18 protein-coding genes are annotated in these 22,180 nt (G+C 65.7%); 6 read left to right on the top strand and 12 right to left on the bottom strand.

Annotated features, from left to right (window positions below; translation table 11 throughout):
- Nucleotides 1-79: 79 nt before the first annotated feature.
- Complete coding sequence (locus tag U1738_RS09650) at nt 80-736, top strand: TetR/AcrR family transcriptional regulator (RefSeq protein WP_332788835.1); 657 nt, start codon at nt 80-82, stop codon at nt 734-736.
- A gap of 31 nt (nt 737-767) precedes the next feature.
- On the opposite strand, the gene kynA is transcribed toward U1738_RS09650, so the two are convergent.
- The 3 genes from kynA to U1738_RS09635 all read right to left on the bottom strand — a co-directional run bounded on the left by kynA (nt 768) and on the right by U1738_RS09635 (nt 4,605).
- Nucleotides 768-1,607: a tryptophan 2,3-dioxygenase gene (gene kynA, locus U1738_RS09645; RefSeq protein ID WP_332788834.1), complete on the bottom strand. Its 840-nt coding sequence runs from the start codon at nt 1,605-1,607 to the stop codon at nt 768-770.
- Nucleotides 1,604-2,797, bottom strand: coding sequence for a kynureninase (gene kynU, locus U1738_RS09640; RefSeq protein ID WP_332788833.1), 1,194 nt, complete (start codon nt 2,795-2,797; stop codon nt 1,604-1,606). Before kynU ends, kynA begins: the two co-directional genes overlap by 4 nt.
- A 68-nt stretch (nt 2,798-2,865) precedes the next feature.
- Nucleotides 2,866-4,605, bottom strand: a complete 1,740-nt coding sequence (locus U1738_RS09635; RefSeq protein ID WP_332788832.1) for an FAD/NAD(P)-binding protein — start codon at nt 4,603-4,605, stop codon at nt 2,866-2,868.
- A gap of 166 nt (nt 4,606-4,771) precedes the next feature.
- Here U1738_RS09635 and U1738_RS09630 point away from each other — a divergent pair, with 166 nt between their 5' ends.
- Nucleotides 4,772-5,044: a DUF1488 family protein gene (locus tag U1738_RS09630; RefSeq protein ID WP_332788831.1), complete on the top strand. Its 273-nt coding sequence runs from the start codon at nt 4,772-4,774 to the stop codon at nt 5,042-5,044.
- Nucleotides 5,045-5,072: 28 nt separating this feature from the next.
- Here the strand turns inward: U1738_RS09630 and U1738_RS09625 are convergent, their stop codons facing one another.
- A complete protein-coding gene (locus U1738_RS09625; RefSeq protein WP_332788830.1) occupies nt 5,073-5,633 on the bottom strand; it encodes a YkgJ family cysteine cluster protein in 561 nt (186 codons plus the stop codon).
- Nucleotides 5,634-5,811: 178 nt separating this feature from the next.
- Here U1738_RS09625 and U1738_RS09620 point away from each other — a divergent pair, with 178 nt between their 5' ends.
- Nucleotides 5,812-7,560, top strand: coding sequence for a DUF885 domain-containing protein (locus U1738_RS09620; protein ID WP_332788829.1), 1,749 nt, complete (start codon nt 5,812-5,814; stop codon nt 7,558-7,560).
- 82 nt (nt 7,561-7,642) lie between these two features.
- Here the strand turns inward: U1738_RS09620 and U1738_RS09615 are convergent, their stop codons facing one another.
- On the bottom strand, nt 7,643-8,227 hold the full coding sequence (locus tag U1738_RS09615) for a PEPxxWA-CTERM sorting domain-containing protein (RefSeq protein ID WP_332788828.1): 585 nt from the start codon (nt 8,225-8,227) through the stop codon (nt 7,643-7,645).
- Nucleotides 8,228-8,469: 242 nt separating this feature from the next.
- On the bottom strand, nt 8,470-9,513 hold the full coding sequence (locus tag U1738_RS09610) for a rod shape-determining protein (RefSeq protein ID WP_332788827.1): 1,044 nt from the start codon (nt 9,511-9,513) through the stop codon (nt 8,470-8,472).
- A 206-nt stretch (nt 9,514-9,719) separates the two neighbouring features.
- Between U1738_RS09610 and U1738_RS09605 the strand changes: the two genes are divergently transcribed.
- Nucleotides 9,720-11,543 (top strand): DUF885 domain-containing protein, encoded by a 1,824-nt coding sequence (locus U1738_RS09605; RefSeq protein ID WP_332788826.1) that lies wholly within the window; start codon nt 9,720-9,722, stop codon nt 11,541-11,543.
- Nucleotides 11,544-11,669: 126 nt separating this feature from the next.
- Here U1738_RS09605 and U1738_RS09600 read toward each other — a convergent pair whose 3' ends face one another.
- The 5 genes from U1738_RS09600 to epsC form a co-directional block, all read right to left on the bottom strand.
- Nucleotides 11,670-13,169, bottom strand: coding sequence for a S10 family peptidase (locus tag U1738_RS09600; protein ID WP_443026999.1), 1,500 nt, complete (start codon nt 13,167-13,169; stop codon nt 11,670-11,672).
- Nucleotides 13,170-13,182: 13 nt separating this feature from the next.
- Entirely contained in the window at nt 13,183-15,255 is a 2,073-nt protein-coding gene (locus U1738_RS09595) for a prolyl oligopeptidase family serine peptidase (RefSeq protein ID WP_332788825.1), read from the bottom strand.
- A 162-nt stretch (nt 15,256-15,417) separates the two neighbouring features.
- The gene (locus U1738_RS09590; protein WP_332788824.1) at nt 15,418-15,654 is read right to left on the bottom strand and encodes a hypothetical protein; all 237 of its coding nucleotides are present in this window, start codon (nt 15,652-15,654) and stop codon (nt 15,418-15,420) included.
- 31 nt (nt 15,655-15,685) lie between these two features.
- Complete coding sequence (locus U1738_RS09585; protein WP_332788823.1) at nt 15,686-16,441, bottom strand: gamma-glutamyl-gamma-aminobutyrate hydrolase family protein; 756 nt, start codon at nt 16,439-16,441, stop codon at nt 15,686-15,688.
- Nucleotides 16,438-17,421: a serine O-acetyltransferase EpsC gene (epsC, locus tag U1738_RS09580; protein WP_332788822.1), complete on the bottom strand. Its 984-nt coding sequence runs from the start codon at nt 17,419-17,421 to the stop codon at nt 16,438-16,440. Before epsC ends, U1738_RS09585 begins: the two co-directional genes overlap by 4 nt.
- A 173-nt stretch (nt 17,422-17,594) precedes the next feature.
- Between epsC and U1738_RS09575 the strand changes: the two genes are divergently transcribed.
- Both U1738_RS09575 and U1738_RS09570 read left to right on the top strand, forming a co-directional pair.
- Entirely contained in the window at nt 17,595-18,935 is a 1,341-nt protein-coding gene (locus tag U1738_RS09575) for a dicarboxylate/amino acid:cation symporter (RefSeq protein WP_332788821.1), read from the top strand.
- A 76-nt stretch (nt 18,936-19,011) separates the two neighbouring features.
- Entirely contained in the window at nt 19,012-20,478 is a 1,467-nt protein-coding gene (locus U1738_RS09570) for a DUF4403 family protein (RefSeq protein WP_332788820.1), read from the top strand.
- A 10-nt stretch (nt 20,479-20,488) separates the two neighbouring features.
- On the opposite strand, the gene U1738_RS09565 is transcribed toward U1738_RS09570, so the two are convergent.
- Complete coding sequence (locus U1738_RS09565; RefSeq protein WP_332788819.1) at nt 20,489-22,138, bottom strand: FAD-dependent oxidoreductase; 1,650 nt, start codon at nt 22,136-22,138, stop codon at nt 20,489-20,491.
- Nucleotides 22,139-22,180 lie beyond the last annotated feature (42 nt).

Here is a 22,180-nt window from a genome sequence, read left to right as displayed (position 1 = left end):
GACAGTCGAGCGTTCCCGAAAAGCGGGAATATTGCGGGCAATGGTTGCCAATCCCGGTGCGACGCGGGATATGCCGGTGATGGCAAAAGGTGCGTCGCTGTCGAAGACCGAACCCAAGAAACGCGGGCAGGGACGCCCCGTATCTGGAGAAAACGACGTTGGTCGCGAACGTCTTCTCGTCGCCACCGAAAAGCTGTTGCGCACGATGCCGCCGGCCCGCGTCACGATCGCGCGCATCGCGCAGGAGGCGAAGGTCGATCCGGCGTTGGTGCGCTATTATTTCGGCAGCCGCAGTGCGCTGCTGGTGGCGTTGGTCGATCGTGTGACCACGCATGCGCAGCGTGGATGGCAGCCACAGGACGATCCCGTCACGGCGCTCGCCGATCATATCGGCAAGACCGTTCAATTCGTGCGCTCGGCGCCGTACATGCACCGTCTCATGATCGATGAGTTGATGCAGGAAGGGACGCAAGAATCCCGCGCACGCGTCACGACCATGAACCAGGATCTCGTCGCGTTCTACAAGGATCTGCTGGGCGCGGACGACGGACGGGAATTGGTCGCCACCGATCCCCTGTTCCTCCATCTCGCGGTGCTGGGCGCCAGCGACTTCTTCTCATCGGCGGAGCCGCTGGTCCGCGCGCTGTTGCCCGAGGAAGCGGACATGGAAAAGCTGACGTCGGACTTTCGGGACTATCTGATTGCGCTGTTCATGGACGGGCTGCGGAAACGCTGAGGGGCCGCGCGAGGGCCTCACTTGCCACCTCTCAAAGCACGGTGCGCACGTTCCACAATTCGGGGAACAGGACCACGTCGAGCATGCGGCGCAGGTAGGAGACGCCGCCGGTGCCGCCGGTCCCGGTCTTCAGGCCGATGATCCGTTCCACGGTGGTAACATGGTTGAAGCGCCAGCGGCGGAAATAATCCTCCAGATCGACGAGCTTTTCGGCCAGTTCGTAGAGTGCCCAATGCTCTTCCGGCGCGCGGTAGATCGCCGCCCAGCTGGCCAGCACCGCCGGATTCTCCGCGCGCGTCTCGCGCCAGTCGCTCCGCGTCGCATCCACCCCGATGTCGAAGCCGTGGCGGGCGATCAGCCGGAGCGCCTCGTCGTACAGGCCAGGCGCCGCCAGGATGTCCTCCAGCATGCCGGTCGTGTCGCTACGGTGAGCATGGGGTTTCAGCATCGCCGGATTGCGGTTGCCGAGCAGAAATTCGATCGCGCGATATTGATGCGACTGGAAGCCGGACGATTGCCCGAGCGAATCGCGGAACGTCGTATATTCGCTGGGGGTCATCGTCCGCAGCACGTCCCAGGCGCCGTTCAGCTGTTCGAAGATGCGCGACACGCGGGACAGCATCTTGAACGCGGGTTGCAGCCGGTCCGCGCGGATCGCCTCGATCGCCGAGCGGAGTTCGTGGATGGCGAGCTTCATCCACAATTCGGAGGTCTGATGCTGGATGATGAACAGCATCTCGTCATGCGCGGTCGACAGCGGCGACTGCGCGTCGAGCACCGTTTCGAGCCGGAGATAATCGCCATAGGACATGCGACCGTCGAACGACATCTGTGCGCCTTCCGCGGCCGGATCATAGGGGCATCCGCTCATGTCACGAGTCCTTGCCGACGGTATTCGGGAGCGTCCCAGGCGCGCGTGTCCATTATTTCGGCCATGATATCGACCGCCGCGACGATGTCGTCCTCGCCGATATAGAGCGGGGTTAGGCCGAAGCGCAGGATGTCTGGCGCGCGGAAGTCGCCGATCACGCCGCGCGCGATCAGCGCCTGCATGATCGCATAGCCGTCCGGATGCCGGAACGACACCTGGCTGCCGCGCACGCCGCCGTCGCGCGGCGAGGCCAGATCGAGGTCCGGGCAGCGCGCCTCCACCTGCGCGATGAACAGGTCGGCCAGCCGCAGCGACGCCGCGCGGACGTCGGCCATGTCCACATCGTCCCAGACGTCCAGCGCGGCATCGAGCGCGGCAAGCGCCAGGATCGGCGGCGTGCCGACCCGCATCCGCTCGATTCCAGCACCGGGCCGGTAACCGGGCTCGAAGGCGAACGGCGCGGCGTGCCCCATCCACCCCGACAAGGCCGGTCGCACGGTGTCGGCGATTCGTGGCGCGACATAGATGAAGGCCGGCGATCCGGGGCCGCCGTTCAGATATTTGTACGTGCAGCCGACCGCGAAGTCGGTGTCGGCACCCGCGACATCGACCGGCACCGCGCCGGCCGAATGGGCGAGATCCCAGATCACCAGCGCGCCCACCGCATGCGCCTTGGCGATCAGCGCCGGCATGTCGTGGCGTCGCCCGGTGCGGTAATCGACCTCGGTGATCATCACGACAGCGACGCTCTCGTCGATCGCATCCGCGACCGCCTCGGGCGCAACGATCTTCAGTTCATGCCCGCGCCCGAGTGAGGCGAGCAGCCCTTGCGCCATGTAAAGATCGGTCGGGAAATTGCCGCTGTCCGACAGCACGACGCGCCGATCGGGCACGAGATCGAGCGCCGAGGCCAGCGCCTGGTACACCTTCACCGACAAAGTATCGCCCATCACCACGCTGCCTTCCGGCGCGCCGATCAGCCGTCCGACCCGATCGCCGACGCGGCGCGGCAGCGTCATCCAGCCGGAATCGTTCCACGCCCGGATCAGCCGCTCGCCCCATTCGGCGGCGACCGTCGCCGCCAGCCGCGCCTGCACATTGCGCGGCAGCGGACCCAGCGAGTTGCCGTCGAGATAGATCACGCCGTCCGGCAGATCGAACAGCGCGCGCGTGGCGGTGAAATCGGTCAAGGCGTGATCTCCGGATGCCGTAAAGCTTGCCGGTCGCGGTCTCGGGCAGTGGATCGAGAAAGGCAATCTTACGCGGATATTTGTTGCGGGCGCTCCGCGCCTTCAAAGGGTCTGTCCTCGGATGCCCGCGCCCCGATTTCCGTCGCATCGGCATCGATCGGTTTGGCCAGTTCCGCGCCGACGATATTGCCCATTTCGTGCGAACTGGTGATCCCCTGAATGAAGGGATGCCGTCCCAGGATGTAGGGGATGCTCAGGCAATACAGCCTTTGCGCCGCGGGATTTTCCGACACTGGATGAAAGGCCTCGTCGATCGCGACACCCTTGGGTCCGTTCTCATCGCCCTCCGCCGCATCGCAGACCACTTTTTGTTCGAGCAAGGTCGGGAACGGAAAGGTGTCGATGGCCAGCGGTCGTTGTCCGGTGGCCTCGATGAAGACCGGATAATGTTCCCGGTCGCCATTCCGTATGACGGTGGCACCGGATTCCTCGCCATGCGTGTCGATCCGCGCGCCGTCGCCCAGCGCGACGACGCTGAGCCGGCCGGCCCGGTGCAACGCCAGCATCCGTTCGATCGAGACATGCGGCACGGTGGCATATTCGTCGACGAACACCGGCTTCAGATAATGGTTGAACCGGTCGAGCGCGTCCGCGTCGAGATGCGGCGCGATCAGGGCGAGCACCTCGTGCATGCGCAGGATCGCGTAGCGCCAGGGCACGGTGACGCCCGCCTCGTAATTCGCGCGCGCCTCGGCGAGATTGCGTTCCGCCCAGGCGAATTGATCGGCCGCTACGCGATCCGCGAAATAGCGGTCGGCGAAATCCTCGAGCGCAAGGCTCTCCAGTCCGACCTGCTCGGCATAGGCCGGATCGGCATGGGCCAGCTCCCGCTTGAACAGCGCGTAGGACTGGTCGAGCAACGTGTCGCATTGCTCCTCGATCAGGCGGTTCACCGCTTCCGGCGTGCAGATCGCGAGCGGCTCGTAGGGCACCGGATGATGGAAATCCGCCTCCGGCAGCAAACCCTTGCGCGACATCATGGTCATGTCGAACGCCTCGGCCCCCGGGTTGATGCGGTAGTCGATCGCCTGATGATCGATCTCGATGAACGTGCCGTGCGCCACCGCCAGCGCGACCGCGGCATCGATCGCGGTGAGCGAGCTACCGCGAATGCCGACCCTGGCCGCCGGGATGCGCTGCAACGCCGTCGCCGGCCATGGGCTGAGGAAATAACCGGGCCGGACTTCGGGCTCCTCGGGCCATCGATGGCCGGTGGCGAGCACCACCCGGTCGAATGTGCGCTGATAGGACGCACCCTTTGCCGGCCCGACCGATAGGCACAGGCCATCCGCCACGACGGCGATGTCGAGGACGCGGCAGCGCGTCGCGATCTCCACCGTGATGCCGCGATCGCGCGCGCGCGCGATCAAAGCGGTGAACTGATCGAGGAAATATTCGCCGAGCGCGAGGCGCGGATAGAAGGCGTGATCGTCGATCTGGTCGGGATCGATGCCGAGCCGGACCAGCCGAGCCCGCGGCTGTCGTTCGAGCCAAGCGATCAGCGTCTCCTCGATCGGCGGGATTTCGATACTGGCGATGTTCGACAGCATCGCCGGGTCGTTCCAGCCCGGCCGATACGGCGTCCCCAGGCCGGCGCGCGGCTGCTCTTCGAAGATCGTGATTTCGGCTGGCAGGATCTCCTCGCCGAGCAGTGCGCACAGCGTGTAGATCGTGGTCGGGCCGGCGCCGACAAAGGCAATGGACAAGGGCATGAGAGCGGGAACGCCCGTCGCGTGGATTTGTGACATCGCGCATGTGTTTCGGTCGTAGCGTCGGGGCGCAATCACACAGATCAACATCATCAAGGTGTGAACGCCGCTCTTGCCTCGAACATTCGGCTCGGCCACGCGTTGCACGCAGCTGATCGACGATCTGCACAGACCACGAACCGAACACGAACCGGAAGGAAATGACATGGCGGCCGACAAGATGGACATCGATCAGGCGACGATCCTCGACAATGTCGAGGAGCAGATGGTGGAATTCAGCGCCGAAGTGGATGGCGAGGATTATGATTTCGGCGTGCAATATTCGGTGCTGAAGGCGCTGAGCGGCGATGAGCCCGAAGACGATGCGGTGCAGATGTTCAACATGTTCAGCGACGAGATCGCCGAGGCCGGCCTGGCCGCGCTGGCGCGGGATAGCGATCCGGCGATGATCGTGATCAGCGAGAACGATCTCGAATGATGTCGTCCCGCCGGCTAGGCTTGCCCTCCTAGCCGCGTGAAGCGAAGACGCCGTACCGCTCGCGCCATGCGGCGACTTCATTTTCCAGATGTGCGGGTGCGGGATCGCCCGAGAGGACGAGGCGGGCGACGTCGTTCTCGGGGTGCATCAACATCTTGCGCGATCCATCGCTGAACCAGACGGGGACGAGTTGATCGCACACGCTGTCGAGAACGGTGGCGGCCATTCCGCTCGCTATCGCGTCGCTCCCGGCAAGGGCGCGGACATTGATCGAAACGCCTTCGAAGCAGTTCTGCGGCTCGTGCACGAAATTGAGCGACACGAGCAGGCCGGACCGGTCCGGCCGGGCAGCATCCGGCATGCTCGCAACCCGTCGCCAGGCGCAGAACCATGTCCGGCAGATATGAGGGCGTACGGCGTGGATGGTGCACCCATCCGCACCGAGGTGGACGCACGGTGTGCCTGCGGGCTTCTTGAAGTCGGGCGTGTCGACCGTGAGAACGCTGCAACACGCCGTGCAGTCGCCGCAGGCCCGATCGGGCAGGACCGGCCCCAGCAGGATCGTTTCCAAGTCGGGCTCATGTTCCATTCGCGTTGGGATTGCCTCTACGAAGGTCGGAAGACAAGACACAGGGAGGGATGCGTGTCGGGTATAAGGCCGGCGCGATGCCCCCAGCATCCTGAAAGCGGTCGGTACCAGACGATTGATCTGGCGGTCATCCAAGCTCATTCTGCATGATAACGAAGTTCAGAGAGGAAATGCCCGCATGCGCCGTCTCGCGATTGCCGCCGTTCTTGCCGTCATGTCCGTGCCTGCCTCGGCCACGCCGACGGAGGATCTCCATGCCGTGATCGCGGACCATTGGGCATGGTTCCTGAAATCCAATCCGATCTACGCAACGTCGCTCGGCGTGCGCACCTATGACGATCAACTGGGCGATTACAGCCTCGCCGAGGCGGATCGCCAAGCGGCGCAGGCGGCCGTGTTCGTCAAACGGCTCGATGCGATACCGCCAGCGCAATTGTCGCCGGCCGATCGCACCAATCTGGCGATCCTGCATCGTATCCTCGCCGAACAGATCGAAGCGAACGGCTTCGGCGAGCGTACCATGACATTTTCGACGCTGGGCAGCTGGTTCCAGGGGTTCGCCGGTCTCGCCGATACCGTGCCGCTGCGCACCAAGGCGGATTTCACCAGCTATCTCGGTCGACTGGCTCAATTCCCCCAAGGCAATGCCCAAGCGCTTGAGACCACCAGGCAAGCCGTGGCCGGCGGCTACATGCAGCCGTGCGTCACGTTGTCCGGTTTCGAGCAGACCATCACCGGCGTGATCACCGCCAAGCCCGAGGATTCGCGTTTCTACGCCCCGTTCAAGGGCGCAAAGCCGGTGGGCATCTCGGATGCGGAATGGGCCGGTATGCAGGCCAAGGCCAAGGCGCTGATCACCGGCACGCTCAACCCGGAATATCGCAAGATCGACGATTATTACCGCACGAGCTATCTGCCCAAATGCCGCAAGACCTATGGCGCGTCGGCACTGCCCGACGGACAGCGTTATTATGCGTTTCAGGTCCGCCAGCAGACCACCACCACGCTGACGCCCGACCAGATCCACCAGATCGGCCTCGACGAGGTGAAGCGCATCCGTGCCGAGATGGACGGGCTGGCGACGAAATCGGGCTATGCCAGCCGCGGGGCGTTCATCCAGGCGCTGCGCACCGATCCCAAATATTATCCCAGGAGCGCGGCCGAACTGATGGGTGCCGCCGCGCTGCAGGCGAAGATCAACGACGGCAAGATGCCTACCTTGTTCGCCACGCTGCCGCGCCTGCCCTACGGCGTGCGGGCCATCCCGGCGGAAACGGCGGAGGGCAATACCACGGCCTATTATATGGGCGGATCGCCGGCGGCTGGCATTGCCGGCACCTACTACGTCAATACGTCCAAGCTCGACCAGCGTCCGCTCTACGAACTCGCCGCGCTTACGTCGCACGAGGCGGTTCCGGGCCATCACAACCAGATCGCATTGCAGCAGGAAATGGACCTGCCAGACTTCCGCAAATACGCCACGTTCTTCACCGCCTTCGTCGAAGGCTGGGGCCTGTATTCCGAGCATCTCGGGATCGAGATGGGCATTTACGACACGCCTGAAAAGGATATGGGCCGCCTGTCCTACGAGATGTGGCGCGCCTGCCGGCTGGTCGTCGATACCGGGCTGCACGCGCAAAGCTGGACCAAGGATCGCGCGGTCGCGTTCATGAAGGATAATACTGCGCTGACCGACGCGAACATCGATGCCGAGGTGAACCGCTACATCTCCAATCCGGGCCAGGCGCTCGCCTACAAATTGGGCGAACTCAAGATTCTGGCCCTGCGCCGCAAGGCCGAACAGGCGCTGGGCGCGAAATTCGACGTGCGCCGGTTCCACGACACGGTGCTGGGGCAGGGTGCCGTGCCGCTCGACGTGCTGGAGGCGCAGATCGATAGCTGGATCGCCACCGAGAAACGCGGCTGAGGCGCGCGCGGGATCAATTGAGACCGCAAAAAGCCGCCAGCCCTTCGGCCGACGGCTTAGCGTTCTTCGGGAGAAGAAACTGTTATGCGTAGGCGACGGTCGTCTTGACCTTGTGGCTGCGCGAGGCGGCACCGATCATGCCGAAACCGAGGATCATCATGCCCCAGGTCGCGGTTTCCGGCACGGCTGCCACTGCCGTCCCGTACCGCAGCCGGTCGAAATCGATGCCGTCGCCATTTGCAGTGCCGGTGAAGCTGACGGACGTGAAGCCGTTCGCATCGACCAGGCCTGCGAACAGGGTGCCGCCGCCGGTATAGTTGGAAAACAGGGTGGTCGTCCCGCCGGCATAGGTCAGCGAAAAGTTCGTCGCGCCGGCGGTGCCGAGGTCGATAACATCGATGCCGAACGATGTGATGGCGGTGCTGAAGGTGAAGGTGATCCGGTCGGGCGAAGCGAAATAAGCGGTTACGTTGCCATTGGTCGCGTTGCCGATCTGGCGGGTGCCGGAGAAGGACGAGCAATAGTTCGTGCCGGTGCAGGTCACCGTACCGCCGGCGAACACCACCGGTGCGCCGGTGACATTCGGAGTCGCCTCGAAGCTCTCCAGCGTCAGTGGCGTACCAGCCGCGGCGAGAAACGCCGCTTCGTTGACATAGGTCGTGGCCATGGCCGGCACGGCCGCGCCGATGGAAGCCACAGCAATCGCGCCGAGAATGTACTTTTTCATTGTCTTGTCATCCCATCCCGCACGCAACATCGCGTGCCTCTCAGGGACAATTGAGCAATGCCCGTGCCAATGGCGGATTTGCTGGGAGGACAATGGTGAACGGCGTGCGAAAACGCGGCTAACGTAAGAACTTATTACGGTATATTAATTACTTAATGTTATGGTCTGCATGTCGGGGGCAGTCAGGTGTCGGTCATCACCCCCTGGAATATGGGGTCTTCCAGGGCCATTCCCGCACCCCTCGCCACGCAGGTCAAGGCATTCTCCGCGACGATCACGGGAAGGCCGGTGGCATCCGACAAGACCTGATCGAGCCGGGCGAGCAAACTGCCGCCGCCGGTCATCACGATACCGCGATCGAAGATATCGGCGGCCAGTTCCGGTTCGGTCTTCTCCAGTGCGGACAGGACCGCCCCGACGATCTGACCCACCAGGTCACCGAGAAAGCCGGCGATTTCCTCTTCGCTCACCGATATCTCGGCCGGTACGCCGTGGAGCAGGTCTCGTCCCTTGACGCGCAACGACGCGCCGTCCCCCTCGGTCGGCACCCGCGCGGAGCCGATTTCGACCTTGATCCGCTCGGCAGTGGCTTCGCCGATCATCAGATTGTGGCGCCGGCGGATGCCGGAGGCGATCGCCTCGTCCATCCGATCGCCGCCGACCCGGACGGAATTGCTATAGGCAAGGCCACGCAGCGACAGCACCGCCACCTCAGTCGTGCCGCCGCCGATATCGACGACCATCGCACCGACCGGCTCGGTTACGGGCAAGCCCGCCCCGATTGCCGCCGCCATCGATTCCTCGATCAGCGATACCTTTCCGGCACCGGCGTTGAAGGCCGCCTGCCGGATCGCCCGGCGTTCGACCATCGTCGCGCTCGCGGGAATGCAGATCGCGATGCTCGGGCGGCGCGGCAGACGGCTGGGCCCGCCATGCGCCTTGTCGATGAAGTGCTTTATCATCTGCTCGGCGACATCGATGTCGGCGATGACGCCATCCCGCATCGGGCGGATGGTCCGGATCGTGTCGGGCGTCTTGCCGAGCATCAGCTTCGCCTCGGCACCGATCGCTCTGGTGCGGGAAACGCCGTCGATCGTTTCGATCGCCACCACCGAAGGTTCGTTCAGAACGATTCCCTTACCTCGCACGTAAACCACCGTATTCACCGTGCCGAGGTCGATCGCCAGGTCGTTGGACGCGAGCGAGAAAAACCGGGAAAGCCCCATTGCAATTCAATCTTTTGTTATCGGACAGGACGGGCGAGCCGCTCGCCTGCGCATCCGCTTAATTTCCTCCCGGCGCCAGCGGGATCAGGACGGATGGACGCATATTCGGGCCAAAGACAATATTGATCCTCGGCCGATCATCAATGACGGCCTCGCCCGGCTCGACCGATGTTGACCTCCGGCTTCCGGCCATTAGTCTCCCGGGCATGAACCCATCAGACTTGTCCCGCCGCGAGGCGCTGACGGCGGTCGCCGCCGCCACCGCGCTTGTTGCCGCACCCGTCCGCGCCGCCGTGGGCCAGACGCCCGCCGCCGCGTTGCTCGATCGCCTGGCCTGGGGACTGCTCGAATTGCAGCCGGGCGAGGCCACCCGGCTCGGCGTCGATGTCGGTGCGCATGCCGCGCTGCGCGGGAAGCTGGACGATCGCTCGCCGGCAGGCGTCGCGCAGAGCCGCCGCTTCCTTTCGGAATCTCTGACGACGTTGAAGCGCGTGTCCCGTGCGGGCCTCGATCTCTCCACGTTGACCAGCCTAGCCGTGACGGAAAGCGCGTTTCGCACCGCGCTGGACGGCATGGACCAGCCGTACGGCGTCGCGACGATCGGTAGCTGGCGCAATACGCCGTACGGTGTGATCCAGAATGTCGGTGCCTGGCTGGATGTGCCGCAATTGCTCGACGGCGATCAGCCGGTGCGGAATGCCGCCGATGCCGAGGCATATCTCGCACGCCTGTCCGCCACGCCCGCGCAACTCGATGGCGAGACGGTGCGGATCGGGATCGCGCGCCGACAGGGCCTCGTGCCGCCCGCGTTCCTGCTCGACAAGACGATCGCCGGCGTGACGCGCACGATCGACGAAGCGGCGCAAGTGGAGGGTCCATTCATCGGCCCGCTCGCGCGTAAGGTGACGGCGATTCCCGGCAACTGGACCGCTCGCGCGGTGCGGATCGTGCGAAGCGCGATCGTGCCCGCGCTGGAACGGCAGCTTGCCGAATTGCGGGCGCAGCGTGCGGTGGCGACGGATGCGGCGGGGCTGGGCACGCGCCCGCATGGCCCCGAATGGTATGCCTGGGGCCTGCGTGCCAGCACCACCACGCAGCGGACGCCCGCCGAAATCCATGCGATCGGCCGCGCGCAACTGGTCGACCTTCAAGCCCGCATGGATACGATCCTGAAGGGCTTTGGCCTCACCGAAGGCAGCGTCGCGGCGCGCGCCACCGCGCTGCAGGAACGGCCCGGCATCGGCTTTCCCAACGATGACGAGGGCCGTCGGCAGATCGTCGCCTATATGCAGGGCAAAATCGACGCGATCCGCCCGCGCCTGCCCAAGGCGTTCCGCCGGCTGGTGAAGGGCAATCTCGAAATCCGCCGTATGCCGCTGGCGCAGGAGCCGGGCGCGCCGGCCGCTTATGGCGGGCCGGGGTCGCTCGACGGCAGCAATCCGGGCCGGATCTGGGTCAATCTGGCCGACCCCAAGATCCACAACAAGGTCACCATCCCCGATCTGGTGTTTCATGAAGGGATACCGGGCCATGTCTGGCAGGGCGACTATGCGCAGCAGTTGCCGCTGATCCGCTCGATCCTGGCGTTCAACGCCTATTCCGAGGGCTGGGCGCTCTATGCGGAACAGCTCGCCGACGAACTGGGCATGTATGACGACGATCCCGCCGGGCGGCTCGGGTATCTGATGGGTCTGTCGTGGCGCGCGGTGCGGCTGGTGGTCGATACCGGCATCCACGCGATGGGCTGGTCGCGCGAGCGCGCGCTGGACGAATTCATCGCCGCCACCGGTCTGCCGCGCAGCAACGCGGCGAGCGAGGTCGATCGCTATTGCGCTTGGCCGGGCCAGGCCTGCGGCTACAAGCTCGGCCAGACCGAGATCGTGGCGCAGCGCGATCGCGCCAAGAAGGCGATGGGCGCGCGGTTCGACCTGCGCGATTTCAATCAGGCGGTGGTCGAGGGCGGCAATGTGCCGCTGAACGTGCTTGCCGACAACGTCACGCGTTATATCGGGACGGTGCCGAAGGGCTGAACTGTAACTTGCTTTCGTCATTCCCGCGAAGGCGGGAATCCATAGTCGCTACGTTTGTGAAGATCACTCTGTTCAGCCAGTATGGATTCCCGCCTGCGCGGGAATGACGAAGGATGTGGTCACACTTTAGTTGCGATACAGCGCCGCCGCATCCGCCTTGAAGCGTGCGCCGCTGTCGCCACGGCTGTAGAACATGTGCCCGCCGGGATAGACGCGCAATTGCACGCGCTCGGCCACGCCGAATGCCGGCATCTGATCGACAATCAGGCGCGAGGCGAAGAACGGGCAGGACAGATCGTCCCAGCCATGCACGATCAGCACACGCATCTTGGCATCGGCGGCGATCGCCTTGCGCAGGTCGGACACCGGCGTGTCGTCCGGTTTGCCGCGATCCCAGGCGCGGTTCACGGCATAGGACAAGGCGTTGAAGCGGGCGTCCGTCTTCCAGCCGACCTCGCGCGTGACGAAATCGACCATCGCGCTGGTCGTCGGCGCGATCAGCGCGTCGAGGATCGGATCGTTCGACTTCTGCTGCGCCGACCACGGAAAGGGATCGAACGCGGTGACGTTGGAATCGTAGACGCTGCCGATCGTGCCGTCGTTCCGATGAATTTCGCGCAGGAACGTGCGGCTGTCGATCCGCCCACCGAGCCGACGGACCAGTGCCGGATCGAGCCCGGTCAGTTCGGTCACGCGGCCGACGATCCGCGCCGTCGCTTCGGGATCGGAGCGGCCGCGCAGCAGATCGCGCGCGAAATCGCCGCGCGTATAGGCTTCGACATCGATCATCGCGGCGGGCGTCAGCCGCCCCTGCCGTTCGAGGTTCGCCGCCGCCATCGAGGGCAGGTCGATCATCCACGGCAATGGCGACAAAGCGGTAGCATCGTCACCCGACGCCGGATCGAGATAGGGCGAGACCATGATCAGCCCGTTCACCCCGACGCCGATCTGCGATTGCAGTTCATAGGCGATACGCGGTGCGCGATACCCGCCATAGCTCTCGCCCATGATATATTTCGGCGAGCGCAACCGCCCGGCCTTGACCAGCCAGTCGTAGACGACCTTCGACAGATATTTGATGTCGGGGTCATTGGCGTAAAACGCCTTCTTGGTCTCCGCCTCGTCGACCAGGCTGCGGCTGAATCCGGTGCCGACCGGATCGATGAAGACGAGATCGGTGAAATCGAGCCAGCTGTTCGGATTGTCGCGCGCGATCGGCGCGTCGGACGGGGCATCGCCCTGTGCGCCGAACTGCACGCGCTTCGGCCCCACCGCGCCGAGATTGAGATAGACGGAAGCCGCGCCCGGGCCGCCGTTGAAGGCGAAGGTCACGGGCCGGGCGGGATCGCGGCCGGGGACGGTATAGGCGGTGTAGACGACCTGCCCGATTTCCTTGCCCTTGTCGTCGCGCACCGAAATCGTGCCGACGCTGGCCTGATACGTGATCGTGCGGCCACCGATCACCGCCGTCTGCGTGATCGTCTTGTCGGCGGAAAGCGGCGGCAGCTTCGGGCCGTCCTCGGTCTTCTTCTCGACCGTCGTGGTGGTCTTGTCGGCCTGGGCATGCGCGGTGGTGCCGGTGGCGAACAGCAGCAGGGCAGCGGAGAGGAGGCGAGTGGCGGTCAATGAAATCACCTTCTTACTGCTTGCCGGCGATGGCGGGAGCGGGGGCTGTGGACGCACGATAGCGATCGAACCACGCCAGGATCGCGGAGGCCTTCGCCGCCGATTGCGACGGGCGCGAAGTAAAGCCGCCATGGCTCGCGCCGGGCAGCTTGACCAAGGCGGTCGGCACGCCACGGATCTGCAGCGCGGCATAATATTGCTCGGATTCGGATACCGGCGTGCGATAATCCTCGCTGCCGACCACGACGAGGGTCGGCGTCTTGACGTTGCCGACTAGACTCAGTGGTGACCGGTTCCAATAGCTCATCGGGTCCTCCCAGGGCAGCTTGGCGAACCAGTAGCGCGACGTGAACAGGGTATTGTCCATCGTCAGCGCCTCGCTGACCCAGTTGATCACCGGCTTCTGCGTCGCGGCAGCCTTGAACCGGTCGGTCTTGCCGACGATCCACGCCGTCAGCACGCCGCCGCCCGATCCGCCGGTAACGAACAGATTGTCCTTGTCTGCCGTCCCGTCGGCGATCGCCGCATCGACCGCCGCCATCAGATCGTCGTAATCGGCGGAGGGGTAGGCCTTGTCGATCAGATTGGCGAACTCGGCCCCGTAGGAGGTCGATCCGCGCGGATTGGTCCACAACACGGCATAACCGGCGGCGGCATAGAGCTGAACGTCAGTTGCGAAGCTCGGGCCATACGCGCTGTTCGGGCCGCCATGGATTTCGAGGATCAGCGGCACGCGCTGCCCCGCCGTGCGGCCCGGCGGGGTCGCCAGCCAAGCGTCGATCGACCGGCCATCGGGGGCCGTTACCGCGATCTTGCGCACCGGGGCCAGCGCCTTGGATGCCGTCAGCACCGCGTTCAACTGCGTCAGGCGGCGCGGCTTGCCGCCGCTCCACACCCAAACGTCGGCAGGCGCACCGGCATCGCCGCCGGTATAGGCGATCGTGCCGCCGCGCGAGACGGAGAAGTCGCCGCCGGTATAGGGCCGGTCCAGCCCGCCGCCCTCGACATTGTCGATCAGCGGTGACAGTTTCCCGTCGATCCCGATCCGCGCGATCCGGCGGCGGCCATGATCGTCGTAACTGGCGTACAGGCTGCGCCCGTCCGCCGCCCAGGTCGCATCCTCGATCCCGCGATCCAGCGACGCGGTAAGCGAGCGCGGGCCGGCGGCGTTGCGATCACCGACATAGAGCTGCGCATTCTCGTAACTGCGCCTTTTGTCGTCGAAGCCGAGCCACGCGATGCGGCTGCCGTCCGGCGAGACCAATGGCTGGCCGTCCGGACCGTCGCGCGTCGTCAGCATGCGCAGCGCTCCGCTGGCGACGTCGATCGCGATCACGTCGGAATTCATTACCTGCCGTTCCGCCTCCGGCCCACGGATCGCGGCGAACACGATCTCGCGGCCATCGGGCGTCCAGGAGAGCGGCCCGCCATCGTCGAACGCGCCGAACGTCAATTGCCGCGCCGCGCCGCCGTCCGCCGCGACGACGAACAGATGATCTCGGCCCGGCTTGACATAGCCGGGGCCGTCATTGCGGTAATTCACCCGATCGATGACGGTCAAAGGATCCGCCCATTTCGCGCCCTCGGGCTTGGGGGGCGCCTTGCCCAGCGTCGTCGCCTCGCCCGCCACGGTCGCGACATAGGCCAGCCGCGTGCCGTCCGGCGACCAGGCCAGCGCCTGCGGATCGCCGGGGAAACTCGTCACCCGCGCGCTGGCCCCGCTCGCAATCCAGCGGACGAACAGCTGGGATCCGCTGCCGTCGCTGGCGGCATAGGCGATGCGCGCGCCATCCGGCGACCAGCGCGGGCTGGACCCCTGCGCAGCCACCGGCGATTGCCGGCCGGACGCGACATCGATCAGCCACAGCGACGATTGCATCCGGTCGTTCATCACGTCGCCCGATCGGCGAACATAGACGATCGTGCGCCCGTCCGGGCTGATCTGCGGATCGGCGGCGATCGACAGGCCGAACAAATCCGCGCCGGTGAACACGCGCGACGGCGCATCGGCGGGCGCGGCGTTCTGCTGTTGTTGCGCGAGCGCAGGCGTGGCGGCAAGGATCAGGAGGGCGAGGGACAGGCGCACGGAAAGCTCCTTCGATGAGGCCGAACCATCATGCCCGATCGCCATGCCCGCGCAACTATCTTTCGCTGCACGGAAAAACGGCCCGACAGGGGAACTGCCGGGCCGGAGGTTACGCTAGGGAGCTTACCCGGCGTGTTTCGGTGCCGCCCAGGGCGGGAAATCCTATTGGCCGTTGCCCAGTTCTCCGGCGGCATTGTCGACCACCGCATTGTCCAGGCCTGCCGCGTTGTCGGCGAGCGTATCGGTGCCACCGGAGAAATTGCCATCCGTCACCGCGCTCTCGTCGTTCAGCACGACGTCGCTGGACGTGATGTTCGTCGTCTCGTCCTGCTTCGCGCAGGCGGATACCGCCAGGGCTGCGCCGAGCAGAAGCGGCAGGGCCAGAGTGATCTTCTTCATGGAAACTCCTTCTTCGTTGGTAAAATGATCGTCATGCGGCGGCCGATGCGCGCAGCGAACTGCCGACGAGCGTGAAGAATGCGCGGCTTTCGGCCGATCGGTCGACATTCCATTCCGGGTGCCATTGCACCGCCAGCACGTCAGCGCCGCACGGCCGCGCCCAGATCGCCTCGATCAATCCGTCGTCCGCCGCGATCGCCTCGACCGACAGGCCGCCGCCAAGGCGATCGATGCCCTGTTCATGCACCGAATTGACCGACATGCGCCGCCGCCCGGTGGCGCGCGCCAGCAAACCGGCATCGTTCAGTTCGACATCGTGGCAATGGCCGAACAGTTCGTCGAAACACCCGTCCCACGATCCGCGATGATGCCGCCCGCGACAGGCATCGGTGGACAGCGTGCCGCCGAACAGCACGTTGATCTCCTGCAAGCCACGACAGATGCCGAACACCGGCTTGCCCGCTTCGATCATCTTGCCGGCGAGCGCCAGGGCGACCTCGTCGCGCTCCGGATCGATGCATTGTCCGGCGGGCAGCGGTGCGCCGCCATAGCGGGCGGGCGCGACGTTGGAGCGAGATCCGGTGAGCAGCAGCCCGTCGAGCATGATCGCCATCGCGGCGATATCGACCGCCTCGGTCACGGCCGGCACCAGCACCACCGTGGCGTCGGAAAAGCGCGAGAGCGGTGCCACGAAGCGGGTGGCGACGGTCTGCACCGGGCGATCGACCGCCTCGTTGCAGCACAATACCCCGACGATCGGGCGCGGCGTGGCGCGCTCTGCACTCATTCGGATGCCGCGCGCAGCAGCACGTCGCGCAAGGCGAGGCCGGCCTGGGTGTCGAGCCGTTGCGCCTCGGGCTGCACCAGCACGCTATCGTCGGGCACGTCCGACAACAGCCAGACATTGCCGCCGATGGTCGATCGCGCGCCGATATTCACCCGGCCGAGGATCGTCGCGCCGGCATAGATCACCACATCGTCGCCGACGATCGGATGGCGGGCATGGCGTTCGCGCACGTCGTGCGGCGTCGCGCCGATCGGGCTGCGCGCGCCGAGCGTGACATGCTGGTACAGCCGCACTCGCGCGCCGATGATCGCGGTCTCGCCGATCACCACGCCGGTGCCGTGATCGATGAAGAAACTCTCGCCGATCGTCGCGCCGGGGTGGATGTCGATCCCGGTGCGTTCGTTGGCGAGTTCCGAGATCAGGCGCGCGACGATCGGCGCGCCCAGCGCGTTCAGTTCGTGCGCGATGCGGTGATGCAGGCTGGCGATCGCGCCGGGATAGCAGACCAGGATCTCGTCCACGCTGCGCGCCGCGGGATCGCCGAGGAACGCCGCCTCCACATCGCTGTCTACCAGCCGCCTGATGTCGCCCAAAGCGGCGGCGAACAGCCGGACGATCGCCGGTGCCTGATCGGCATCGAACAGCCCCGCCTCGGGCTGCCAATAACCGAGTTCGTTGCCGATCTCGCGTTCGAGATCGGTCAGCGCGGCAAGCAATTTGGCGGCGACGAAATTGTCCTCTTCGGCGGGATTGCCGCGAAACTGCCCCAGCCGGCGCGGATAGAGCGCGGCGGATAATTGCCGCACGACCTGTTCCAGCGCCGCGAGCGAGGGGAAGGTGACGACGTCGCGCGCTTCGTCCTGCCGCGCGCGCCACTCTTCGCGGGCAGCCCGCAGATCGGCGATGGCATCGCCGACCGAGAACTCCCTGATCTGGAGCCGACGGCTATCGTGGCGGGTGTCGATCTGCTGCGCGGTCATTGCTGCCTCCGATCCGAAGCATATCCTACCTTGCGATGGGAATTCATAGAAATGCTTGGTCGCGGCAAAGCAGGTCTTTGCGGACGCTGTGCGATGCGGCATTCATCAGGCACTTCACCACCTTGCCCGCCCCGCCGCCGATCCATTGTTCAGGCAATCAGATGGAGCCGATGATGACCGATCCCGCGCCGCCCGCCCGTAACCTCCGCCTGCCATTCGGGGCGCAGGTGTTGATCGGCATGGGGGTGGGCCTTGCCTTGGGCTTTGCCGGCCGCGCGCTGGGCGATGCGGCGACCGGCGCGGCGTTGGGGGAGGCGCTGCACACGCTCGGGCAGATTTTCGTGCAATTGTTGAAGGCGCTGGTGCCGCCCTTGGTGTTCACCGCGATCGTGGCGTCGATCGCGGCGTTGCGCGATCTGGAGAATGCCGCGAAGCTGGTGGTGCAAACGCTGATCTGGTTCGCGCTCACGGCGTTGATCGCGGTATCGATCGGCATCGTGCTCGGTCTCGTCATCCAGCCGGGGCTGCATGCCGGCATCGACCGGGCGGCGGCGAAACTGCCATCGACCAGCGGATCATGGCTCGACTTCCTCAAGGGGCTGGTGCCGTCCAACGTGTTCGGCATCGGCGGTTCGACCACGATCGAGGATGGCGCGGCGAAGACGACGATCTCGTTCAACGTGCTGCAGATCATCGTCGCCGCCATCGCGATCGGCGCGGCGGCGGTGCGGGTCGGCGCGGCGGGCGAGGGCTTCCTGACGTTCAACGCCTCCGCGCTGATGGTCTTCCGACGCTTGCTCCGCTGGGTGATCGCGCTGACGCCGATCGGCACGGCGGCGCTGATCGGCGATGCGGTGATCCGCTATGGCTGGGATGCGCTGTCGGCGCTCGGATCGTTCGCGGCGGCGATCTATATCGGCCTGGGGCTGGTGCTGTTCGTGGTCTATCCGCTGCTGCTCGCCGCCAATGGCCTCAGCCCGCTGCGCTTCTTCGCGCATGCCTGGCCGGCGATCCAACTGGGCTTCGTCTCGCGATCCTCGGTCGGCACGCTGCCGGTGACGGAGGAGGTGACGGAACACGGCCTGGGCGTGCCGCGCGCTTATGCCGCATTCGCCGTGCCGCTCGGGGCGACGACCAAGATGGACGGCTGCGCGGCGATCTATCCTGCTTTGTCGGCGATCTTCGTCGCGCAATTCTTCGGCCTGCCGCTGCACGCATCGGATTATGCGCTGATCGCGTTCGTTTCGGTGATCGGGTCGGCGGCAACCGCCGGGCTGACCGGAGCGACCGTGATGCTGACGCTGACGCTGTCGACGCTGGGCCTGCCGCTGGAAGGCGCCGGTCTGTTGCTGGCGATCGATCCGATCCTCGACATGGGGCGCACCGCCGTCAACGTCGCCGGGCAGGCGCTGGTGCCGACGATCGTCGCCAGGCGCGCGGGAATACTGGACATGACGCTGTTCGAGGCGAAGGATCGCGCCGCAGCGTCGGAAACGATCGCCAGCCCGGCGTAGCGGGAACTTTGCGCCGGGTCGGCGCGTAGCGCGGTGGATCGGCGTTGGGCCGCGGGGGGAACGAAAAGGGATGGGCTTGCGCGCTCCATATCTGCTGGCGATGTCGGCGATGCTGTTGGCCACCGGGTGCAGCCATTCGGTCACCTCGCCCGCGCCGACCAAGGTAGAGACCGCGCCGGATTTCCCGCTTCAGACGTCGACCATCGTCGTGCCCATTTCCAGTTCGCTCGACGATCTGCAACGCGCGCTGGAACAACAGCTTCCCCGCCGCCTGTGGGGCATCGACAAGCAGCTCGACAAATGCGTCGGCGAAAAGCGCGTCGATCTGGGCATCGCCAAGCTCAAGGTGTTGCCGAACCTCGGCTGTCGCATCGTCGGCGACGTGCGGCGCGGCAAGCTCACGCTCGGCGGCAGCGGCGATCGGCTGACCATCACGATGCCGATCCACGCATCGATCGCGGCGCAGAAGGTCGGTGGCGTGGTATCGAAAACCGCGACCGGCGATGCCGTCGTCCATGCCGTCGCGCGGCTGTCGATCGTCGGAAACTGGCGCCCCTCCGCCAAGGTTTCGATCGCGTACGACTGGACCACGCCGCCGGGCGTCGATTTTCTCGGCCAGCGGATCGAATTCGCGAGCAAGGCCGATGCGCGGTTGAAGCCGGTGATCGCCAAATTGGAAGAGACCCTGCCGCGCGAACTCGATAAGCTGAACCTGCGCGCCAAGCTGGCCGGGGCATGGAAGCAGGGTTTCACCTCGATCATGCTCAACCGCGATCGCCCGCCGGCCTGGATGCGGATCACGCCCAAACGGCTCGGTTTCGGCGGCTATCGGATCCAGCGGCGCAACCTTGAACTCTTGCTGTCGGCCGAGGCCTATACCGAGACGTTCGTCGGCGATCGGCCGGCCGATCCCGCCGTCACGCCCCTGCCGCCGCCCGCCGCCGCGATCGGCCAGCGCGGGCTGAACTTCTTCATTCCCGTGCTGGCCGATTATGCGCAACTGGAACCGGTGGTGCGCCGCGCTCTGCTCAAGCGCGCGGAGAAGGGCATCACGTTGGCTGGGGTTGGACCAGTCGACGTCAAGTTCGGCAAGGTCACGGTCTATGCCACCGAGGGCGGGCATCTCGCGGTCGGCGTCGTTGCCGAGGCGAAAGCGAAGCAGAATTCCCTGCTCTCGACCAAGGGCGAGGTCTGGTTGACCGCCGTGCCCTATAACGTCGTCAATTCGCAGCTCGTGCAGGTGCGCGATTTGAATCTGGCGACCAATACCGACAACAGCATCACCAACCTGCTCGTCGCCTTGTTCAAAGACATTTCGATCCGCGATAGCATCGCGCAGGGCCTCCGCCACGACTTTGCGCCGGATTACGCCAAGGTGCTCGGCTCCGCGCGCAAGGCGATCGGCGCGCGGCGCGAGGGCGATTTCCTGCTCTCGGCGGACGTCACGAAGGTCGAGAACGGCACGCTGGCGGTGACGGGGCAGGGGCTGTTCATGCCGGTGCGCGCCACGGGTCAGGCAACGATCGCGTACAAGCCGCGATAGTCGCCCGACCTCACGCTGCGGGAAAATGCTCGGCGAGCGTGGCGTGGATCTGCGCGACGACAGCGGCACCTTCTCCCACCGCCGATGCCACGCGCTTGGTCGATCCGGCGCGCACGTCGCCGATCGCGAACACGCCGGGCAGGCTGGTTTCCAACGGGTGGCCGGTCCGACCGGTGACGATGAAGCCCTTGTCGTCGGTCTCGACACAGCCTTCCAGCCAGGCGGCATTGGGGTCGGCACCGATGAACAGGAACACATGGTGCAGCGCGCAGTGCGAAATGGTGCCGTCGGCGATATGGCGGAAGGTCGCGGCCTGCAACGCGCCTGTGGCATCGCCCTCCAGCCCGACGATCTCGCTGCCGACATGCATCGTGACATTGGGCAAAGCAGCGATCCGCTCGATCAGATAGTGCGACATCGTTGCGGCAAGATCGCGCCGGACGATCAGATGCAATTGCTTCACCTTGGGCGCGAGGAACACGATCGCCTGCCCGGCCGAATTCCCGCCGCCGACCAGCGCCACCTCTTCGCCCGCGCACAGCTTCGCCTCGATCGGCGATACCCAATAGGACACGCCGGCCCCTTCGAACTTCGGAAGCTCGGCGATGTCGGGCCGGCGATAGCGGGCACCGGATGCGACGATCACGGTGCGCGCGCGGATGCGCTGGTCGTCCGAGAGCAATAGCGACAAGGGCGACCCCGCGCCGTGCGCTTCGGCGCATTCCAACTGTTTCACGCCGAGCGGAATGGCCATTTCCGCACCGAATTTCAGCGCCTGGTTGAAGGCGCGACCGGCCAGCGCCTGTCCGGAAATGCCGGTCGGGAAACCGAGATAATTCTCGATCCGCGCCGATGCGCCGGCCTGCCCGCCCATCGTATGTTCGTCCAGCACGATCACCGACAGGCCCTCGGACGCGGCATAGACTGCCGCCGCCAGGCCGGACGGACCGGCACCGACGATCGCGACGTCGTAAAAGGCATCCGGGGCCAGTTCGGGCGTCAGGCCGAGACAGGCGGCCATCTCCGTTTCGCTCGGCCGTTTCAGGATCGCGCCGTTCGGGCACACGACCAACGGCAATTCCTGCGGCAGCACGCCGGCGCGCTCGACAAAGGCGCGGCCTTCCTCGTCGGATCGCACGTCGAGCACCAGATTGGGATGGCCGCTGCGGGTGAGGAAGTTCTGCAGGCGCGTGATGTCCGCGCTGTCCGGCAGTCCGATCAGGATCGTGCCTGCGCCCTCCTGGATCAACCCGACGCGGCGCAGGATCAAGGCGCGCATCACGATCTCGCCGATATCCGCCGATCCGATCATCAGCGCGCGCAGATGGGCGGCGTCGAACGGCAGCGCGCGGCACCCCTCCGGCCCGGCATGCCCGCCGGCGAGCGCCGGGCGGCCGGAGAGTTGCGCGACCTCGCCGGTCATCTGGCCGCGACGATAGGTGGCGATCGGCGCTTCGTGGCTCAGCCCGTCGCGGCGGACGACCTCGATCGAGCCGTCCAGCACCAGCCAGGCAGGGCTATGTTCGTCGGCGATCCTGAACACGTCCTCACCGGCGACGAAGCTCCGCGCCGGGCCGCTGGCGAAGCGTTGTGCCGATTCCATCTGCACGGCGTCGAAAATGGGGAACATCTGGTCGGCGCGGGTGTCGATCAAGCTCATTGAGAGTCCCTCGCCTGATATGCCGCGGCCCGAACCTTACGC

The sequence above is a fragment of the Parasphingomonas caseinilytica genome (assembly GCF_036663755.1).
In the GTDB taxonomy this organism is placed as follows: domain Bacteria; phylum Pseudomonadota; class Alphaproteobacteria; order Sphingomonadales; family Sphingomonadaceae; genus Sphingomonas.
This window is presented reverse-complemented; position numbering and strand designations above follow the sequence as displayed.